Raw genomic sequence first — 18882 nt, forward strand, 5'->3', positions numbered from 1 at the left:
TCAATTACAATTGAAAAGCAAATTAATCCTCAACACTTTTATTTCTCGCAGCTTTCATCCCAAAATAAAACATCAGAATTACAGCACAGCTTAAAAAGTAAAACGAACTTTTCCAGGAAACATCCCAATCATGTAGTTTCCCGAAAATTGGCGGGCCAAATGCGGCAATTAAATATCCTATAGATTGAGCCATTCCTGAAATTTTGATTGCATTCGCACTGTTTTTTGTTCTTGTTGAAAAGAATAAAATAGATAAACTAAAAGACAATCCGTTCGAAATCCCGATGATAAAAGCATTTACATAGATCCATTGAGATTGTAACCAGACAAACATCATCGTACTTGCAAACATTAAAGTACAAATAAAAACGATCAAGATTCTCTGATTTTTCATTTTACTCGCAATAATCGGACAGCAAAAAGCAACCGGAATCATCGTAATTTGAATCACAAAAAGAACCCAACCCGTACTTTCCGCCTGCATATTAAAATCCGTCAACAACGATGGAAGCCACGTCATCAGACAATAATAAAATAAGGACTGTAATCCCATAAAAACGCTGATGCTCCAAGCTTGGGAAGATGTAAACATATTAAAATATGAAACACTTAAAGCCGTTTTCGCCTGATCAGCATTCTTTTTATTGAATATAATTTCAAGACTTAAAACTAAAAGCCCCAAAACCGCAATCACGAGCCAGATTCCGAGAGATCCCCGCCATCCGAAACCCGTCCATTCTCCAATTCTTACGCTGAAACCTGAAGCCAAGGCGGCCGTAAGATTCATTGATACGGCAAAAATTCCTGTCATTAAACCGATCTGCTTTGGAAAATTATTTTTAATATATCCAGGAGTTACCACATTTCCGATGCAAATTCCTAAACCGATGAATATTGACCCTAAAAATAGCATCCAAAGAGAACCTGTAATTCTAAGAAATAATCCAAAACTTAAAATAATTAATGAATACATCAAAAACCGACTAATACTGAATTTATGAGAAAATCGGCTCACCAGAACCGAACAGGTTGCAAACATAAACAGTGGAATAGAGGTCAGCATACTTACTTGGAAATTATCCAAACCCAAAGCTTCCCGTACATCGCTCAACACTGGAGCAACCGAAATAATGGGTGATCGTAAGTTACTTGACACTAAAATCACTATCAATACATTAATTATCAATAAAATATAAGAAGCATTTTTTCTTTTTTCAGTCTTTGTCATGGTAACAGAATTATTTTGATGCAAAATTAACCTTGTCAGTTTGTTTAAATTTGCCAATATTTTAATCTGAAACGACAAAAAAGTATATCCTAAAACCAAAAAAAATCTCCAAGTTACCCTGGAGATTCATAATAGTTTTAATTATTTTAGAATTTGAACACGCAACCGCAAACGCTCATTTTGCCTTCTACGACTGTAGTCCATTGTCCGTTCCAAGTACCTCCGTAAGACGCACATATTGCAGGACAAACTTCTTTTGCATCCTCAATGCTCCAGAGAGGACCAGCAAGAACGTCTAATGTATATTCGCTATCTCCTGTCGGCTGAGTGTTCAGCTCAACTTCGATAACACTCATTTCTCCCTCAACAATGGTGCTCCATTGTCCGGTAAACTTTCCTAAATGTGCCGCCGCAATACGACCTCCTAATTTTTGCGCTTCGTCATTGCTCCAAAGTGGTCCGGCAATGATGTTAATTTTGAAATTTGACATGGTGTAATGTTTTTAAGTTGTTTAACATTACAAAGTTGTCACTAAATTGAGATATAATATAGCGTAGAAAACACTATTTTTTATTTTCAGTATTTATACGCAAATCATAATGTACTAAATACTAATAGTTTACATTTAAATCTAAAACAAAAAAAGACCTCCAAAAAGGAGGTCTAAAAAAACACAAATGATGAAAAAAAATTATTTCGATCCGCAAATATAGCAAATTATATTAGGTTTCATATAAAATTTACATAATTGATTGAAATATTTATTTTATCTAGCGAAATAGATTAAAATATTTATATTATTTTCTTAATTCAAATAACATATATTGGAAAATTTAATTCATAAATAACAATCAATCAAATTATTAAAATTAACCAAAATCTATAAATCACTTAATATTGGAACTATTATTTATTACTAAAAAAATTAGAGTATTTGAGCACTTTCTTTGATACTGTTCATTACAAAAATGCTTTTGGTTTGCCCAATCCCCTCTATCTCTGAAAGCTGATTCACAAAAAACTCATGAAATTCGTCCATATTAGGGGCTAAAATTTTCAACATAAAATCAAATTCACCACTAATATTGTAAAACTCAACTACTTCTTTAAGTTTGCTTACCTGTTCTATGAATTTCGTTGCAACGCTTTTATTATGGGCATTTAGAGCGATCATGCAAACGACCATCATTCCTTTATTCACTTTTTTACGGTCAACAATTGCGGTGTATTCTTTAATGATTCCTAGCTTTTCCATACGTTTGATGCGTTCATGCGTTGGTGTTGGGCTCAGGTTAATTCTTGCCGAAATATCTCTGATGCTTAATTTCGCATCCTTCTGCAATAAACGCAGTATAGAAAGGTCTTTCTCGTCGACTGAATAATTTTCGCTTGCCATTTGTTCTATTTTAAAGGTTTAAAATTCAATTAAAAGCACATTTGTTCTTTATTAATCAATTAAACTAATATTTGTTCCAAATTTAAAACATAATTTTTAAAAATGTTCTAATAATAGTAATTTTGCCAGAAATTTTGAAGATCATGCCAACAAGAAAAAACCTGATATTAATTTTAGCTTCGATAGGAACTTTTGTGGAAGCCCTTGATATTGCTATCATTAACCTTACAATCCCTTCCATTCAGGAGCAATTCGGTATTGGAGCGGATACTGTTCAGTGGTTGCAGACTTTATATGTTCTGTTTTTTGGTGGATTTTTAATTATTGGCGGAAAATTATCCGATCAAATCGGACGAAAAAAAATATTCCTTATCGGCGGACTGATTTTTATGTTGACGTCTTTAGGCGCCGGGCTTTCAACCAATTTTCAAGTTTTAGCAATATTCCGTGCTTTGCAAGGACTGGGAGCTGCATTTATTATGCCTTCAGCCTTGTCTATTGTTACAAATACTTTCAGGGAAAATCAGGAAAGAAACCGTGCTTTAGGCGTTTTCAGTTCATTTGCAGCGATCGGATCGGGTAGTGGATTGTCCATTGGAGGTATCATCAGTACTTATATGAGCTGGCATTGGGTTTTCCTTATTAATGTTCCGATTCTTTTGGTGACTCTTGTTCTTTCGTATCAATATCTACCTAAGGATGAAAAGAATACGAATGTTCAAAAAACAGATGCCATATCTGGGATTCTCCTTGTTTTGGGACTGTTAACGTTAACTTACGGAACCCACGAATTATTTCACATCAAAGAACAGCCGATTCAGGTTATTGGTTCTTTAGCCATCTCATTTGCTATTTTGGGAGTTGTATTTTATCGTTTAAAAACGGTTGCTCAACCATTAATTGATCTGCAATTATTCAAACACAGATCTTTGGTGATTTCAAATATTACGTTTTTTGCGTTGGGAGCTTTTTTCATTTCATTTTTATTTCTGATTTCCTTGATGTTGCAGAAAGATATGAATCACAGTGCGGCTTCAGCGGGATTAATGTTGGTTCCGTTTAGTTTGATGTCTGCTTTGATTTCTAAATTTGTTCTGCCTCATATTTCAAAAAGAATGAACCCTTCACAAATGGGAGTTTTTGGATGGAGTTTTATGTTGATAGGAGCATTATCTTTATTTATATCCGTTTATATTGGTCATCCATTAACAAGTGTTTTATTAGGCGCAGCGTGTATTTCAGGAGTTGGAATGACGTTTTGTTTCACAAGTTTATCGATTTTAGGCATCCAAGATGTAGAATCTTCAGATTATGGAGTGGCTTCCAGCTTAACAAGTACGAGCTATTTTTTGGGTGCAGGAATAGGTTTATCATTTATGAGTTTAATGAGCCAAATCTTCCCGTCAAAATGGGCAGTTGGGAATTTAAGTTTGGGAATTTTAACAGCTTATGCGGTTTGCGCTATCGGAATATTGACTTATTTAGTCGTAAAAGAAGTGAAAATTAAGAAAGCAGAAATGGCGATATCTTAAATATATTACGTTTAAATTTACTATTCAAAAACTAAGAAAATGATAAAACGACTCACCGTATTCTGCGGATCAAGTTTCGGAACTGATAAGATCTATGAAGAGCAGGCTTATGAATTGGGAAAACAATTAGCTACCCAAAAAATTGGATTGGTTTATGGTGGCGCCATCACAGGTTTGATGGGAACCGTAGCGAATGGAGTAATGGAAAATAACGGAGAAGCTATTGGTGTTTTACCGCATTTTTTACAAGGAAAAGAAATTGCTCACAACCATCTTACCAAACTGATCTTAGTCGAGACAATGCATGAACGAAAAACCAAAATGAATGAATTTTCGGATGGCGTTATCGTTTTGCCGGGCGGTTATGGAACGCTGGAAGAGTTTTTTGAAATGATCACTTGGGCTCAATTGGGATTGCATCAGAAACCAATTGCTATTTTAAATATCAATGGATTTTATGATGATTTATTACAAATGATTCAAACGATGGTCGACAAAGGTTTCCTGAAAAAAATCAACCAAAAGATGCTGATCGTAGATGAAAATATAGAATCTCTTTTAAATAAAATAAAAAACTACGAAGCTCCAAAAGTTGATAAATGGATCTCGAAAGATAAAGTATAAATAAAAAATAGGATGGGTAGTAATACGCATCCTATTTTATTTTTGCTGATAAATCAGCTAAGATTTATAATTTTTTTGTTTCATTAATAGAATCAAAAAAGCTAATAAACCGCTCACCGCACCAAATATATAAATGGACTGATAGCTAAACCAGCCCGCAATAATCCCTGCAATTGGTCCGGCTAATCCTAATGAAAGATCAAAAAAAGCAGCATACGCTGCCAAAGCAGTACCTCTCATCTGTGGCGTAACTTTTTTGATCGCCAACACTCCCAACGCAGGAAATACTAACGAAAATCCGATTCCCGTAAGCGCACAACCAACGATTGCCATCCAGCCTGAAGTAGAAAATCCGATGCAAAGTTGCCCGATAATCTCAATTACAAAGGATACTAGAGCCACTTTATAACCTCCATATTTATCCGGAAATGAAGAGAAAAATAGACGGGTGAGGACATAAAATCCACCAAAGCAAATAAACCCTAAAGAAGCGTCACCCCAATTTCTTTCTGCAAATAATAAAGCAATGAAAGATGCTATACAAGCAAATCCCATCGATGAAAAAGCGAGTGCTAATCCTTGATCCGATACCTTTCCGATTACTTTATAAAATGGTGTTCGGATATGAGAAGCATCCACTGCAAGTGTAGGAAGTTTAGCTGTTGACAACCAACTTATAAAAGATAAAATGATGATTAAAATAAAAGGAACCATAATTCCAAATCTACTTCCCAGCCATATACTTAAAGGTGCACCGATGGCAATTCCGGCATACATTGCAATTCCGTTCCAAGTCATTACTTTTCCGGAATTTTGAGGACCAAGCAAACCAATTCCCCAGGTTAATGAACCCGTGACCAACATACTTTCAGATATTCCGTGGATGATTCTTGAGATTAGAATTAATCCGATCGCTAAAAGAGGAATATTTACAAAATAACTTCCTAAAATATATAATATTCCGGTAAGCAAAACCATGATCACACCCCGATGATTGCTGATTTTTGCACCCAAAGTATCTGTAATTTTTCCGGCATAGGCACGCGTGAGTAAAGTAGCTAAAGATTGAAGTCCGATCACAGCTCCTATGGCAAGGCTTCCTAATTTTAAATCATTTTTTATAAATGCAGGCAAAACTCCCAAAGCAATACCAATAGTAAGATAAACCGCAAATACGGAAATTACAATCGGGGTAAGCACTTTTACCAATTGTGTTTTTTGTTCTTGTTGAATACTGTCGTCCATATTTTGAGCGACTACTTTTGTATTTTTCATTGTCATATCGTAATGTTTTATTTTAAATAATTACGATACAAAAGTAGATCGGCAGGGTAGAATAGACGATAGCTATTCAAAGGTTATGGTTGGACAAATAATGGTTTTTGTTCACGGAATTTAGAAGCTGTCAATCCTGCATTTTTCTTAAAAAATCTTGAAAAATAAGTATAATCTTCATATCCGAGCTGAAACGCAATTTGCTTAATATCCAGATCAGTATAGTATAAAAGACGCTGAGCTTCAATGATTATTTCCTGATGAATCCAGTGGCTGGCAGAAAATCCAGTGATCTCTTTTACAATTTCGTTTAAATATAATGGGGTGATATTCAATAAAGAAGCATATTCTTTTACCAGTTTCAATTCTTTATAATTTGCCTGTACCAATTGTTTGAATTGAATCACGGTTTTATACTTTGTTCCGCCAATCAAGCCTTCAGAATTCTGTGTTTGGATAAATTCTTTCACCATCATTCCCATTAAACTATCTGTTAATGAACTAATAAGCATATTTTGAAACGGAGTAGTCTCACTTTTAATTATAGATTCAAAAACAGGAATAAACGAAAAAATATCGTTATTTTCTACTATCGAAGCAATCTGATGAGAATTTTGACAGGCATTAAAAACTTCAAGATAAACCTTGGGAATCAATGCTGTTTCCACAAAAACAAACCAACCTTCACAATCTTTATACTCTAAATAGCGATGAACCTGGCCTGTCGCAATATAGCAAATCGAAGGTCCGGACAATACAACTTCACGAAAATCCAACTCCCAGATAAAATCCCCTTTTTTCTGGATAATAAACATAAAATGATCATCACGATGCGGAGTCTGCCACATATCGCAAAGTCCGACAATGGGACTTATCTCAATCCCGATTGTTGTGAGTTCGTCTCTATGAAGTGCTATTTCGGTTCTTGCCATTAAAGAAATATTGAAAATGTAAATTTAATGATAATGTTAACTCATTGTCCAGAAAATTTTAGATCAAAATATTAAAAATCATATAAAATTTCTAATGATTTTGTTTTTAGTCTAAGTCAAAATTTAAATATTTTTTTCTTAAAACTAAGTTTTATTAATTGAAATGTTTTTTCTCAAATTGGGAATTACCACTCACGTTATTTTTCGTGTCATTCACGACATTTATTTGCTAGAGCCCTGATTAATAGCAAACTTTGTCTCAGAAAACAAAAACTAATAACCATGTTTACAACAATAACTTTTTTAAACGAGCCAACAAATAATCTCATTATTATCATGCTCATTTGCGGAATTGTTGGCGGAGTAGGAAACACATTGAGAGGCACAACCTGTAATTGGGTAGTCTTATCAAAAAACATCTGTCTGGGAATTATTGCTTCTATCGCTGTCCCTCTTTTTTTGAATCTTGTATCCAGCGATATTGTAAAAAGTATTTATTTGGATGAAAAAAATCACATTTCTAATTATTTAATTTTTTCTGGTTTTTGCATCATTGCATCTTTTTCGTCACTCACATTTCTAAATACTATTTCAGGAAAAGTAATTCAAAATTTAAAGGAAGAAATTAAACAAGTAAAATCTGAAAACGAACAACTGAGCAAAACAGTAGAAACGATTGCCATAAGCACAGAAAGTACACAAGTTAATGCGAATGAATTGGAAAAATTCAAAACACTGCCTTATACGGAAATCATCAACTCAATCAAAAATAAAGAGAATAAGTTCCGACCGCTTGACCTCATCAAAACAGAAGTAAATCAAGACAATACCGAAATCGACAAGAAAATAGAAATTCTAAAAAACAACAATCTCGTAAAAGAAATTGAGCTCAGAAAAGGCGAAAAGGCATTCGCTTTGACTGAAGATGCCGAAAAAATTATGGAATAAAATTTATAAATAAAAAACTAATCATCATGATACAGCCAAACATCAACAGTATTCTGAATGTTATGAACGCTAAAAACTATAGAATTTATAATACGCCGGAAATAGATTGGAACATCAACATCGTCGGAATAAGAAATAAAGCATTAAGACATGAAAAATTTGACGATACTTTAGTTGTTTTTCATAACTTTATGGGGAACTGGCATGTGAATTATTATCCGATAACCACAGATCCTAGCACACACTATTTGGAACACCCTATTAACAGCAGGGGGACAGCTATTTTGGTGGAAGGACAATATCTAGGAACGCATTGTATAGACAAGCATCAAGGAAAATATGATGCGATTTGTCAAAGATTAGGAAATGTAAAAGTCTATCGGGATAGTAATCGAAATGGAAATTTGGATGCTGATCCAGCAAGAGTTGATACAGGAATGTTTGGAATTAATATTCACAAAGGTCCGCTTAATGGAGATTGGAATTCAGACAACACTCAATTTTCAGCGGGATGCCAAGTTTTTGCAGATGCAAGACATTTTCAGGAATTCATGCTTAAATGTAAAAACGCAAGAAATGCTTTCGGAAATAAGTTTACCTACACCTTATTGAATGAAAGAGATTTTGGATAAAAACTAATAAAAACGATATAACTATGGCACTAATCACAGAGGGCTCTATTAAAAATTTTACAATAGAGGCCAACACAGAATCACATCTTAAAAATGATGCTTCACGAAAGCTGAGATCTTTTTTTGAACTGGAAGAACTTTCAGCAGACAATAAAAATCTAAATTACGAACTCTCCGTATCTGAGGAAAAACGTGGTTTAGCTTTGAAAAGCTTTAAATTAAATAAGAGTTTTGAAGACTTTATAAGTACAATTTTTAATCCTTCCAACGAAATTTATTTCATTGCATGGTCTTATGACCTCAGCGGACAGCCCGTTCACTACTATCCAGGTGAGGGAATTAATCCTCAGGATGTTGTAATAAATGTGAAAAAAGGAAAACTGACTGAGTTTATAGGAGATGGCATTAATTTATTCCCTAAACGCCAAGTAAAAGGAGGTATTGCAGTGCGTCTTTTTATATGGGAATCTGACCAAAAATCCAGAGATTTAGGGGAGACATTGGTTAATATATCAAATGCCATTAGCGAATCTGAACTCAATAATGTATTGTCCTTAGTATCGTTGGCGACAGGAGTTACCGGAGTTACGATAAATCTGATAGAAAAAGCAGCATTAGAGCTCACCAAAGTAATAGGAACCATTTTAAAAATGGACAAAAATGATTATGTCGATCTTTTCGAAGGCTATTATGCAGCCGATACTGAGTGGAAAAAAGGCTTGGACAGCTATACCAGAGAATCTTCCGAGATAACTTTGAATAAATATTAATACTAATGATAAACTATGCACTGCACATAGGAGTTGCAACAACATTAGTAGATGATATTGGCAAGAAAAGCAATACTCAACTTATAACCCCCGATGCGTGTTATTATCATTCTTTATCACAAGAATTAGGTTTCGAATCCCAAATTTTGATAAGTGATGGTACTGATAACTGTGAAAAAAACATTGAACCTGACTCATATAATGTATTAAACTCGTTAAAAATAATTTCCGAAAAAATAAGAAGTAATGAGCTGTTTTTCTTAACCTTCTGTGGTCACGGTTATTATATGAAAGATCTTCTAAAGAAAGAAATTGATGGCGAAGATGAGATGATAGTCCTGAGTGACAGGTATTTTCTGGATGATGAAATAAGAAATGCTTTGTCATGGTTTCCCAAAGACTGCTATGTTTTCATCATATTTAATTGTTGCTATGCCGGAGAGTATTTTGATAATCTAAAGGTATTTCAAAAAAAGATTAAACCTATAAAAGACAGAGAAATAGATTCTGAAAATTACCTGAAGGATATAAAATTACACTTGCATAAAAGCAATATGCCTCAATGTCCTATTATTTCTATATCAGCATCTAAAAATATGATGGTAGGAGACGGTCTATTTACCGGATATTTTAAGAATTTATATCAAAATAACGATAAAATATTTGAAGGAACTTATATTGAGTTTTACAACCTCCTCCAGCATTCCAGAAAATCATTAGAACTCATTAACAATGTACAGAATTTTTTACATTTTAAATTTTTAAATAATTATTAACTTTTAAACTAACAACCATGAATCATTCAGTAACTCTTAAAAGCAATGAGCTAACTATTACCTCTGAATTTAAATTATTTCAAAAACCGGGTGATGAATTCTTTTTCCAAGTAGGAGAGTGTATTCCTATTAAATTACGAAAACCAGACGGTACAAAATTATTGGCAATTATTTTTAGTTTTAAAAATAACAGTATGGACTATCCTTGTTTCGAAACTAAAGATGCTCCGGATACTCTCACTTTCAGATCAACAATAGAAGTTTCAAAAGATTTTGCACTAGGCAAAGAGATAAGAATTATTTATTTTAATGAAAAAGCCTTCGATGATGTTATCTCACATATTCCATATTTCAGAAGCAGATTGTTGAAATTTGAATATTTACTTAATATAGCAGACGAAGATTACAAAAAATTTGACGATGCTTGGAATCAATCAAATGCAGGAGATGACGATCTTTTAGTCAATGATATTTGTGACCCTCTGAGCCCCATCCCACGCCAAACACACGACGGAGGAGTTGTGAGAATAGAAGAACTTCCATGAAAGCATTAAAATATATACTTCTTATATTTTCTGCAATCATCATTAAAGCTCAGAGTCTGAACGGTTATCTCGAGAATCAGAAATTTGAAGAGTTCCCCAAAAATATAGTCACAATAAAAAGGAATATTCTCAACGAAAAATCCTCATTAGAGTTGGCAAAATACAACTATGTTTTGGGCAAAAATTTTGAATATCTCAATCAGGAAGACTCTGCGCTTTACTATTACATGAAAAGCAGGGATCTATTTGGAAAATTAAATTATAAAAATCAGTATCACGATTTGTCGCTGGAAATTCATAAAGTGATTTCCTCACAGGTAAACTATGACAAATATGGATATACTTTTTTTAATGATTACTATAATTATGCCTCCAAAACAAGGTCAAATGAAAGATTAGCATTAGCCTACAATCAAAAAGCGATTGAAAAATTTTATGAATTTGATTTTGATAAAAGAAAAAATGTTGAAGTTATTGATGCTGCCATTAAAGTTTTAGATACCGCTTACACTTACAGCAAAAATTCTACTGATCTTGAAACAAAAGTTAAAATTTTAAACAATTTCGGACTTTTTAATTACACAAAAAATGATTTTCAAGAAGCAGAAAAGTTTTTTATTCAAGGAATTGATTTAGCTGCAAAACATAAAATACAATATGAATTATTCATTCTTTATTACAATTATGGAAATTCATTTTTCATTCAAAAAAAATATAATGAAGCTGTTTATTGGTTTCTGAAAGCTGAAACAGTTCCCATTCAACAATATGAATTAAAATCCAAAAGGCTTCTATATCAGAAGTTAAAGGAAAGTTATGACTATTTAAACGACCACCAAAACCGCAAAAAATATGATTCTCTCTACACTCATTTAAACAAAAAAATAAATGATACAGAGCAAAATATTGCCATCCATCAAATAAATACCAAATATCAGGTAGTTGAAAAGGATAAGCAGATTTCCTCCCTAAAAAAAATAGCAATGAATTACCAGGAAAATAAAATACTGTATTTCGTTTTGATAGGAATCGTTTTTCTTATCGCTATGTATTCTTTTGTTCGATGGAAGAGGGTAGACTACAGGAAGAAAAAAGTGGATCAGGAAAAAGAATCCCTGCAGATAGAGCATACACAGACCATTCAGGAGTTGGAAAAAGTGAAACAATTGGTCATAGAAGATCATATCGTGTTGAAAAACAGAACTAAAATCTACCTCAAGGAACTTTTATACATCAAAGCAGAAGATCATTATTTACAACTTTATACATCCAAAAAGAAAGAATTTGTAAGAGGGAAAATTTCTGAAATTATTAAAGAATTACCACCCAATTTCACTCAGGTTCACAGGTCTTTTATTGTCAATAAAAATTCGATTATTTCCAATAACGGAACCTCCGTTTTTCTGGAAGGGAAAATAGAAATTCCGTTGTCCAGAAATTTTAAAAAGAATATTGAGTAATTTATACCAAACTTTTTCCCCTAATCTAAAGCCTCCCAATCAGGAGGCTTTTTTATCATTTATAAAACCAATTCCATTTGAATATTACATCGTTTGTAAGGCGTGGCATGCCCAGCAACTTTTTCAAAACCTAACTTATAATAAAGGTTAATTGCTGGTTTAAGGATCGTATTGCTTTCAAGATAAAGCTTTGAAGCACCTAATTCTCTGGCTGAATCCACAACTTTCTGCCCCAACAGCCAACCTATGCTTTTGCCTTGTGCTTTGGGTGATACGGCCATTTTTGCCATTTCGAAATCGTAATTTACATCATTCATTTTAATAAGGGCGCAAACTCCCAAAGGTTCATCATTGTACAGAGCGACAAATATTTTTCCGCCTTTGTCTAGAATATATTCTTTCGGATTGTCTAATGCTTTGTAATCTGCTTCCTCCATTTCAAAATACGTGGAAATCCATTCTTCATTCAAAGCCCGGAAAGCTTCCTGATATTTTGGCTGATATTCTACAATTTGTACATCTTGACTTTCTCTGTTTTTTTTCTGGTCTAAAACTCGCTTAAAAAGAGATTTTTTTTCTAAAAGAAATTCCCATTCAGCAATTGCTTCCCAAAGATTGTGCGAAGCTTCGGCTGTCATGTTTTCAATTGCGTTTTCTATGTCAGCACATTGGATTTCTAATGTTTTGGAAACCTCAATTCCCTTCTTAGTCAATCCTACAACATTTCTTCTTTTATCATCCGATTGTAAGTTTGAATTTACCAGATCTGCCGCAGTCATTTCTTTAATAATCTTCGTGACAGATGGTTGAGAATGCCCAATTTCTTCAGCAATTTCGGTGATTGTTTTTCCTGTATTTTCCATTAAAATAAAAAATACGGGAAACCATTTTGGAGAAAATTCTATATTATATAATTCATAGATCTTGGCAGCATCTTCGGTTACTTTCCTGTCAACAATCTTAATCTGCTTCCGATCGCCATTTTTCCTGTTCTGTTATAAAAATCCATATTTGTTTTATTTTTTAATTGAGATAAAATGTGAGTTTCTAATTCATTTTAAATAATTAATTACATAATCAGTTATGCAAATATATGAAATAATTTTAATTTCAAAATTTTTCTACAAAAAAAGATGCTCATCAGTGACGAACATCTTTTTATAATTTAAGCTTAATTATTGAAATTTTTAATCGAGCGGCTTTCTGCCCGAAATAATATTATAAAGAATTACAACAATGGCAATTACTAATAACACATGAATTAAATAACCTGTACTAATTCCTGGTACAATGCCCAACATTCCCAATAGCCATACAATAATACAAATGACTGCTACTAACCATAATAAACTTTTCATAATAGTAATTTTTTAAGTGATTTGATTAAATACTAGCATATACTGTGCCTTTTTATTAAATATTTATATATTTTTTTCTCAATAAACACATAAATAACAAGTTAGATTTTAAATTTAAAATCGATTGTTACTTTATTATTCATCAGTTGATTTCAAAGCCCAACCAATTAATGGAGCCTGCATAAAAAGTCTTCCCAATCTTCGGTTATCTGTATTTAACCCAAAAGAATCTTTTCTGTTTCGATATTGAGCAATATTTCCGGGAAGAACTGCAGCAAAGAAGGTGGCTACAACTTTTCCCATTGTTTTTCTATACTTTTTAGGAGTTGCAATGACTGCTGTACCTAAGAGTATTTCAGCAATTCCAGAATAAACAACTGTATCGTCTTTCTTTAAAGGAACCCAATCCGGAACCTGAGCCTGAAATTCCTTTCTTGCAAAGGTAAGATGACCAATTCCTGCAGTAATTAAAAATGCTCCAAGAGCAATTCTCGATATTTCTTTCGTTTCCATATTTTATATTTTAGTGATTTTTAGGTTTGAAAAGGTTTGAGAATGAATAGATCTAATCTCACCATCAAATACTTTCAATAATAAGACCAAAAGAAGCTGATCATTAATTATTTAAATCAAAATTTAATTTTAAAAGAATTATATCAACTCATTTTTCTCAATCACTTTATAAAAGGTCTGCACGATGTTTGCATAAAATGAAGAATCAAACACTTTAAATAATAAAATATGAAAACAGAGGTTCTAACAGAAAAACACAGGCTCGGATTAGGTGGAGTAGCAATAGGAACAGCTTTTGAAAATATTTCTGATGAAGAAGCAAACAGCATTTTACAGGAAGCATGGGATCTGGGAATAAGATATTATGATACTTCTCCTTGGTATGGATTTACAAAAAGCGAAAGAAGATTTGGAAATTTTCTTCAAAATAAAGATAGAAATGATTTTGTTTTTTCAACCAAAGTGGGAAGACTTTTTACAGAAGTTCCGGAATCTGAAGTGCCACCAACCATGTGGAAAAAGCCCTTAAATTATGATTTTAAACACGATTACACCGCAGACGGAATAAAAAGATCAATCGATGAAAGCTTACAAAGAACAGGTTTGAGTCATATCGATATCGTTTACGTTCATGACTTATCTGAAGATCAGGTAGGAGACAGGTATCCTTATTTTTTGGAACAGGCAAAAAAAGGAGCTTTTAAAGTTCTTTCAGAATTGAGAGATCAAGATGTGATAAAAGCCTGGGGAATGGGCGTCAATAACATCGAACCTATTTTAAATTGTATTGAATTTGCGGATCCAGATATTTGTCTTTCTGCAACACAATATTCAATTTTAGAGCATGAAGATGCAGTTGACAGATTGCTTCCTGCCGCAAAAAAAGCCGGAGTGAAACTGGTTTCAGGAGCAGGTTATAATTCTGGTTTTATAGCATGAAGAAATCGATATAATTACAAAGATTTGATTCCAAAAGGAATGACGGAAAAACGTGATCGAATAGATGAAATTGCAAAGAAATATATCATCGATGCAGCGCTTCATTTTGTGTTGGCAGCTGATGAATTTGCAGCAATAATTCCTGGAGCAAGCAAGCCACAGCAGGTTCAGGATAATATAAATGCTCTTCAAAAAGTTATTCCAGCAGATTTTTGGAATGAATTGAAAGCGGAAGGATTAATTTATGAAAAAGTACAAGTTCCAAAAGTATAATAGTTGGAAAATCGCAAAGGCGCAAAATTATAATTAAGACTCTGTTAAGACGCAAAGATTTTATCTACGATAAAATTTATCACGTTTCAAGTTCAACGTTTGCTGAAAATCTTTGATTTTCTTGCGCCTTAAAACACAATGAAGATCAAAATCTTTGCGCCTTTGCGATTACCAACAAAATGTTATAATAGAAAAAACATCTCTCAATTTGAAAGATGTTTTTTTATGCTAATTTTCTTCTTTAATTAATCTTTATTCGAAGATCGGTTTGCCAATAACATATAAGCTAGTCCAAGGCCAACTCCGGCTAATACAGCCATTTTAGTCTTCTTCGAAGGAACGGGAAACATCGTTTCACCATAAATTCTGTGAGGTTCTGAGGATTGATATAAAACATTTCCATCATCAGAAGGTGCTTTTTTAACTTTCATCATTAATCGCATTCCGGCAGAAGCAATATTAATGATTGGTTTTGGAAATAATCCGTAGACATTTTTAAGAATTAATGAAACTGCATCCGGAAATAGATCTTTTCGTGGATTTTTTGCCAGTTCAACTATTTTCGCTGCGGTATCTCTTGGATCTGCTGCAAAAGGAGGAATTTTAAAATCCAATCCCGAATATTTTGCAGAATGCATATTCCCTGTCGACCGCTGAATCTGTGGATAGAGATTGCAAATATGAACGTTTGGAAAATCTGAAATTTCTCCGTGAAGGCATTCCATCATTCCACGAATTCCAAATTTCGTTGCTGAATATACCGCGCTGTACGGAGCAGGCATAAATCCGCCAATCGAAACATTATTAATAAGAATTCCTTCATTCTGTTTCTTGAAAATTGGCAATGCGGAATAGGCGCCGTGCATATATCCAAACAGATTAGTTTTAATTACCTGCTCGTTAAGTTTCATTGGAATTTCCTCAAATTTTCCGCTGGCCATTACTCCGGCATTATTTACCCAGATATCAATTCTTCCGTTAAACTGTAAAGCTGTTTGTGCCAGATTTTCAACCTGTTCGGCTACCGAAACATCTGTAGGCACACCAATGGCTGTCACATCCAAATCTCTGCATAAACTTACAGTTTCGTCTAACGCTTCTTTACCTCTCGCAGCAACAACAATGTTACATCCTTCCAATGCAAAAGCTTCTGCAACTGCCCGTCCAACGCCACTGCTTCCGCCTGTAATAACTACTGTTTTTCCTCTAAGGCTTTTTTGTACTATATGATCTGATTTCATGTTGTGAATGGTTTTAAAAGTTGTACTTACTTAAAAACAACCTATTATTATGCCATACACCTATAAAATTTTCATTATAATTGATTAATATCTAAATAATTGAAACTTACACTTTAAAATAAAAATCGTGACAATTTGAATCTCAAATAAATATTTCCAATTTATCTAATTATTTATTATTTTTGATAAAACCCGTTTCTAAAATATTTCTAAAAAAACTGAGCCGAAAAACTCTAATCTTTAAAATGCAACACCTAGAATTTGAACCTCCTGAAGAATTACGAAATAGCATCCAATGTTTTTGGTATGACAAAAGAGAATTCGGAGAAGTAGAATCTGGTTTTGAAGTAATTCCTGATGGTTATGCAGAAATTATTTTTCATTTCGGAAGCGGTTGCAGCATTTCTAATAACGGAAGTATAGAGCCCTTGCCTTCACCATTTATGATAGGACTTCTCAATCAGCCTGTCAATTTTTACTCAAAAAACAGCTTAGAAATTATTGGAATCAGATGTTTCCCGTGGAGTATTTTTGATTTGCTTGAATTACCCTCAGGAAAAGACGGAGTACGAATTTTTGAACATTCAATCGCTCAACTTCAACCTATTTTAGCTCAATATATTCAGGATGATAGAGTAGATGAAGCAGTCGCCCAGGTAGAACAATATTTCCTAAATACACTACAAATTTCTAACGATACGACACTCTCAAAAGCAGGAAATGCAATGAGAGAAGCGAAAGGTACAATGCCTGTAAACCAGATAGCAACGGAAGCTCATTCAACCGTCCGTACATTGGAAAGAAAATTTAAGCAATCGTCTGGTCATACGGTAAAAGATGTATCTGGTCTAATTCGGTTTGAACAGGTACGAAATCAATTATGGATAAATCCGGAATCTAATCTTGCTGCTTTAGCCGTTGAATTGGGATATACCGATCAGGCTCATTTAAGCAGAGAATTTAAGCGATACAGTGGAATGACACCGTCTGTATTTGCTCGAAATGCGAAGAAAGGGAAACGAATAATAAGCAGTGATTTTATCACTTTTAAACAAACTAAAATTTAATTAAAATAAAAAATATGGAAGATCAAAATAACAAAACAGAACAACCAAACTCAACCGATACAAACCCAAAAGTGACAGGAATTGGCGGAATTTTCTTTTTCACAGACAATCCAAAGGAAACCAGAGAATGGTATGCGAAAAATTTAGGATTAGACACCAATGACTGGGGTTCAACTTTTGAATCCAGAAATATTAACAATCCAGATGAAGTTAATGCTTTACAGTGGAGCCCTTTTAAAAATGGAAGTGAATATTTCGCGCCTTCAAAAAAGGAATTTATGATCAATTACAGAGTTCAGAATATTGAAGGATTAGTTAAAAACCTTAAAGAAAACGGCGTAACTGTAGTTGACGAAATTGTAGCTCATGAATACGGGAAATTTGTACATATTATGGACGCAGACGGTAATAAAATAGAGCTTTGGGAGCCTGCATAATATATCTAAAAATTAAACCACAAGAGGTTAAAAAACCTTTTCCCTTTTTTGGTTAATAAACATTCTAATGAATAAAAAGACAAAATCTATTCCTGTTAATTCGATGGCTGATGAACGCAGTCCGGGCATTGTTATGGAAAGAGTGTCTTTCGATCATTCAATAATTAATGAAGAGGAAAAACAGTCGCATCGGCATGATCTTCATTCATTTTTCTTGCTTGAAAAAGGTACGGTTTCCATTGAAATTGATTTTCAAAAATATGATATTCAAGAATCATCTGTCATTTACATTCACCCTGATCAGGTGCATTATACCACATCTACCGAAAATATAACCGTCAGCACCTGGGCGCTTAACAGTGAATATCTGAATCCTGAATATCTAAAATTATTGGATGAAATCAGGCCTGTAAAACCTTTACTATTAGATCAAGAAACATTTTCCCTAATTTCTGAATCCGTATCACTTTCTTTAAAATACTACACCCGAAAAAACGAAAAACTCTATCATTCTTTACTAAAAGACAGCTGTAACACGTTGGTGGCATTGGTTATTTCTCAATATTTAGAACATAATCAACCTTTGGAAAAATTGTCTAGGTTTGAAATTGCCACCAAAGCTTTTAAACAAATTTTAGAAGAGAAATATATAACTGTAAAACGTCCGTCAGAGTATGCCCAAGTCTTAAATATTTCTACACCTTACCTAAATGAGTGCATCAAAAACACTACCGGTTATTCAGTTTCATATCACATTCAGCAACGTATTATTTTAGAAGCCAAACGTTTGCTTTATCATTCAAATCAGTCTGTAAAAGAGATTGCTACAGAATTGGGTTATGACGATTATCCTTATTTTTCAAGGCTTTTTACCAAAGTTGTCGGAATCACTCCTTTAACATTTCGAAATAAAAACCGCGATTAGTCCAATACTT

Annotated in this window: 20 protein-coding genes and 1 pseudogene; 12 read left to right on the top strand and 9 right to left on the bottom strand. The window is 33.4% G+C overall.

Going from position 1 to position 18882, the window contains the following annotated elements:
* Positions 1-22 precede the first annotated feature (22 nt).
* The 3 genes from SB689_RS02550 to SB689_RS02560 all read right to left on the bottom strand — a co-directional run bounded on the left by SB689_RS02550 (position 23) and on the right by SB689_RS02560 (position 2625).
* Positions 23-1228: a CynX/NimT family MFS transporter gene (locus SB689_RS02550; protein WP_410690570.1), complete on the bottom strand. Its 1206-nt coding sequence runs from the start codon at positions 1226-1228 to the stop codon at positions 23-25.
* A 146-nt stretch (positions 1229-1374) separates the two neighbouring features.
* Entirely contained in the window at positions 1375-1719 is a 345-nt protein-coding gene (locus tag SB689_RS02555; RefSeq protein WP_410690571.1) for a mannan-binding protein, read from the bottom strand.
* Positions 1720-2154: 435 nt separating this feature from the next.
* Entirely contained in the window at positions 2155-2625 is a 471-nt protein-coding gene (locus SB689_RS02560) for an Lrp/AsnC family transcriptional regulator (protein WP_410690572.1), read from the bottom strand.
* A gap of 143 nt (positions 2626-2768) precedes the next feature.
* Here SB689_RS02560 and SB689_RS02565 point away from each other — a divergent pair, with 143 nt between their 5' ends.
* Positions 2769-4157: an MFS transporter gene (locus SB689_RS02565; protein WP_410690573.1), complete on the top strand. Its 1389-nt coding sequence runs from the start codon at positions 2769-2771 to the stop codon at positions 4155-4157.
* A gap of 39 nt (positions 4158-4196) precedes the next feature.
* Positions 4197-4781: a TIGR00730 family Rossman fold protein gene (locus SB689_RS02570; RefSeq protein ID WP_410690575.1), complete on the top strand. Its 585-nt coding sequence runs from the start codon at positions 4197-4199 to the stop codon at positions 4779-4781.
* A 57-nt stretch (positions 4782-4838) separates the two neighbouring features.
* On the opposite strand, the gene SB689_RS02575 is transcribed toward SB689_RS02570, so the two are convergent.
* The gene (locus SB689_RS02575; protein ID WP_410690576.1) at positions 4839-6056 is read right to left on the bottom strand and encodes an MFS transporter; all 1218 of its coding nucleotides are present in this window, start codon (positions 6054-6056) and stop codon (positions 4839-4841) included.
* 83 nt (positions 6057-6139) lie between these two features.
* Complete coding sequence (locus SB689_RS02580; RefSeq protein ID WP_410690577.1) at positions 6140-6988, bottom strand: helix-turn-helix domain-containing protein; 849 nt, start codon at positions 6986-6988, stop codon at positions 6140-6142.
* 282 nt (positions 6989-7270) lie between these two features.
* Here SB689_RS02580 and SB689_RS02585 point away from each other — a divergent pair, with 282 nt between their 5' ends.
* From SB689_RS02585 to SB689_RS02610, 6 genes are read left to right on the top strand one after another with little or no spacing between them, the layout of a single operon-like run.
* A complete protein-coding gene (locus SB689_RS02585; protein WP_410690578.1) occupies positions 7271-7936 on the top strand; it encodes a YEATS-associated helix-containing protein in 666 nt (221 codons plus the stop codon).
* A 26-nt stretch (positions 7937-7962) separates the two neighbouring features.
* Positions 7963-8568 carry a hypothetical protein gene (locus SB689_RS02590; protein ID WP_410690579.1) on the top strand — a complete coding sequence of 202 codons (606 nt, stop codon included), beginning with the start codon at positions 7963-7965 and terminating at the stop codon, positions 8566-8568.
* A gap of 23 nt (positions 8569-8591) precedes the next feature.
* Positions 8592-9338 carry a hypothetical protein gene (locus tag SB689_RS02595; protein WP_410690580.1) on the top strand — a complete coding sequence of 249 codons (747 nt, stop codon included), beginning with the start codon at positions 8592-8594 and terminating at the stop codon, positions 9336-9338.
* A gap of 5 nt (positions 9339-9343) precedes the next feature.
* Positions 9344-10114: a caspase family protein gene (locus SB689_RS02600; RefSeq protein WP_410690581.1), complete on the top strand. Its 771-nt coding sequence runs from the start codon at positions 9344-9346 to the stop codon at positions 10112-10114.
* Positions 10115-10131: 17 nt separating this feature from the next.
* The gene (locus tag SB689_RS02605) at positions 10132-10659 is read left to right on the top strand and encodes a hypothetical protein (protein WP_410690582.1); all 528 of its coding nucleotides are present in this window, start codon (positions 10132-10134) and stop codon (positions 10657-10659) included.
* On the top strand, positions 10656-12119 hold the full coding sequence (locus tag SB689_RS02610; RefSeq protein ID WP_410690583.1) for a LytR/AlgR family response regulator transcription factor: 1464 nt from the start codon (positions 10656-10658) through the stop codon (positions 12117-12119). Before SB689_RS02605 ends, SB689_RS02610 begins: the two co-directional genes overlap by 4 nt.
* A gap of 59 nt (positions 12120-12178) precedes the next feature.
* Here SB689_RS02610 and SB689_RS02615 read toward each other — a convergent pair whose 3' ends face one another.
* The 3 genes from SB689_RS02615 to SB689_RS02625 all read right to left on the bottom strand — a co-directional run bounded on the left by SB689_RS02615 (position 12179) and on the right by SB689_RS02625 (position 13990).
* Positions 12179-12982: a GNAT family N-acetyltransferase gene (locus SB689_RS02615; RefSeq protein ID WP_410690584.1), complete on the bottom strand. Its 804-nt coding sequence runs from the start codon at positions 12980-12982 to the stop codon at positions 12179-12181.
* Positions 12983-13306: 324 nt separating this feature from the next.
* Positions 13307-13477 (bottom strand): lmo0937 family membrane protein, encoded by a 171-nt coding sequence (locus tag SB689_RS02620; RefSeq protein WP_123984526.1) that lies wholly within the window; start codon positions 13475-13477, stop codon positions 13307-13309.
* A 135-nt stretch (positions 13478-13612) separates the two neighbouring features.
* On the bottom strand, positions 13613-13990 hold the full coding sequence (locus SB689_RS02625) for a hypothetical protein (RefSeq protein WP_410690585.1): 378 nt from the start codon (positions 13988-13990) through the stop codon (positions 13613-13615).
* A 228-nt stretch (positions 13991-14218) separates the two neighbouring features.
* Between SB689_RS02625 and SB689_RS02630 the strand changes: the two are divergent.
* Positions 14219-15202, top strand: a pseudogene (locus SB689_RS02630) (aldo/keto reductase).
* Between the two features lie 245 nt (positions 15203-15447).
* On the opposite strand, the gene SB689_RS02635 reads toward SB689_RS02630, so the two are convergent.
* Entirely contained in the window at positions 15448-16443 is a 996-nt protein-coding gene (locus tag SB689_RS02635; RefSeq protein WP_410690586.1) for an SDR family oxidoreductase, read from the bottom strand.
* 245 nt (positions 16444-16688) lie between these two features.
* Here SB689_RS02635 and SB689_RS02640 point away from each other — a divergent pair, with 245 nt between their 5' ends.
* From SB689_RS02640 to SB689_RS02650, 3 genes are all read left to right on the top strand, one after another.
* Positions 16689-17510: a helix-turn-helix domain-containing protein gene (locus SB689_RS02640; protein ID WP_410690587.1), complete on the top strand. Its 822-nt coding sequence runs from the start codon at positions 16689-16691 to the stop codon at positions 17508-17510.
* A 14-nt stretch (positions 17511-17524) separates the two neighbouring features.
* The gene (locus tag SB689_RS02645; RefSeq protein WP_410690588.1) at positions 17525-17947 is read left to right on the top strand and encodes a VOC family protein; all 423 of its coding nucleotides are present in this window, start codon (positions 17525-17527) and stop codon (positions 17945-17947) included.
* 67 nt (positions 17948-18014) lie between these two features.
* Positions 18015-18872 (top strand): helix-turn-helix domain-containing protein, encoded by an 858-nt coding sequence (locus tag SB689_RS02650; RefSeq protein ID WP_410690589.1) that lies wholly within the window; start codon positions 18015-18017, stop codon positions 18870-18872.
* The last annotated feature ends 10 nt before the right edge of the window (positions 18873-18882 follow it).

Origin of the sequence: Chryseobacterium sp. SIMBA_038 (assembly GCF_046535115.1) — a bacterium.
GTDB lineage: Bacteria > Bacteroidota > Bacteroidia > Flavobacteriales > Weeksellaceae > Chryseobacterium.

What these genes read in the sequence shown, in the direction of transcription:
- SB689_RS02550 (WP_410690570.1), bottom strand. Translation starts at nt 1,228, where the DNA reads ATGACAAAGACTGAAAAAAGAAAAAATGCTTCTTATATTTTATTGATA.
- SB689_RS02555 (WP_410690571.1), bottom strand. Translation starts at nt 1,719, where the DNA reads ATGTCAAATTTCAAAATTAACATCATTGCCGGACCACTTTGGAGCAAT.
- SB689_RS02560 (WP_410690572.1), bottom strand. Translation starts at nt 2,625, where the DNA reads ATGGCAAGCGAAAATTATTCAGTCGACGAGAAAGACCTTTCTATACTG.
- SB689_RS02565 (WP_410690573.1), top strand. Translation starts at nt 2,769, where the DNA reads ATGCCAACAAGAAAAAACCTGATATTAATTTTAGCTTCGATAGGAACT.
- SB689_RS02570 (WP_410690575.1), top strand. Translation starts at nt 4,197, where the DNA reads ATGATAAAACGACTCACCGTATTCTGCGGATCAAGTTTCGGAACTGAT.
- SB689_RS02575 (WP_410690576.1), bottom strand. Translation starts at nt 6,056, where the DNA reads ATGAAAAATACAAAAGTAGTCGCTCAAAATATGGACGACAGTATTCAA.
- SB689_RS02580 (WP_410690577.1), bottom strand. Translation starts at nt 6,988, where the DNA reads ATGGCAAGAACCGAAATAGCACTTCATAGAGACGAACTCACAACAATC.
- SB689_RS02585 (WP_410690578.1), top strand. Translation starts at nt 7,271, where the DNA reads ATGTTTACAACAATAACTTTTTTAAACGAGCCAACAAATAATCTCATT.
- SB689_RS02590 (WP_410690579.1), top strand. Translation starts at nt 7,963, where the DNA reads ATGATACAGCCAAACATCAACAGTATTCTGAATGTTATGAACGCTAAA.
- SB689_RS02595 (WP_410690580.1), top strand. Translation starts at nt 8,592, where the DNA reads ATGGCACTAATCACAGAGGGCTCTATTAAAAATTTTACAATAGAGGCC.
- SB689_RS02600 (WP_410690581.1), top strand. Translation starts at nt 9,344, where the DNA reads ATGATAAACTATGCACTGCACATAGGAGTTGCAACAACATTAGTAGAT.
- SB689_RS02605 (WP_410690582.1), top strand. Translation starts at nt 10,132, where the DNA reads ATGAATCATTCAGTAACTCTTAAAAGCAATGAGCTAACTATTACCTCT.
- SB689_RS02610 (WP_410690583.1), top strand. Translation starts at nt 10,656, where the DNA reads ATGAAAGCATTAAAATATATACTTCTTATATTTTCTGCAATCATCATT.
- SB689_RS02615 (WP_410690584.1), bottom strand. Translation starts at nt 12,982, where the DNA reads ATGGAAAATACAGGAAAAACAATCACCGAAATTGCTGAAGAAATTGGG.
- SB689_RS02620 (WP_123984526.1), bottom strand. Translation starts at nt 13,477, where the DNA reads ATGAAAAGTTTATTATGGTTAGTAGCAGTCATTTGTATTATTGTATGG.
- SB689_RS02625 (WP_410690585.1), bottom strand. Translation starts at nt 13,990, where the DNA reads ATGGAAACGAAAGAAATATCGAGAATTGCTCTTGGAGCATTTTTAATT.
- SB689_RS02635 (WP_410690586.1), bottom strand. Translation starts at nt 16,443, where the DNA reads ATGAAATCAGATCATATAGTACAAAAAAGCCTTAGAGGAAAAACAGTA.
- SB689_RS02640 (WP_410690587.1), top strand. Translation starts at nt 16,689, where the DNA reads ATGCAACACCTAGAATTTGAACCTCCTGAAGAATTACGAAATAGCATC.
- SB689_RS02645 (WP_410690588.1), top strand. Translation starts at nt 17,525, where the DNA reads ATGGAAGATCAAAATAACAAAACAGAACAACCAAACTCAACCGATACA.
- SB689_RS02650 (WP_410690589.1), top strand. Translation starts at nt 18,015, where the DNA reads ATGAATAAAAAGACAAAATCTATTCCTGTTAATTCGATGGCTGATGAA.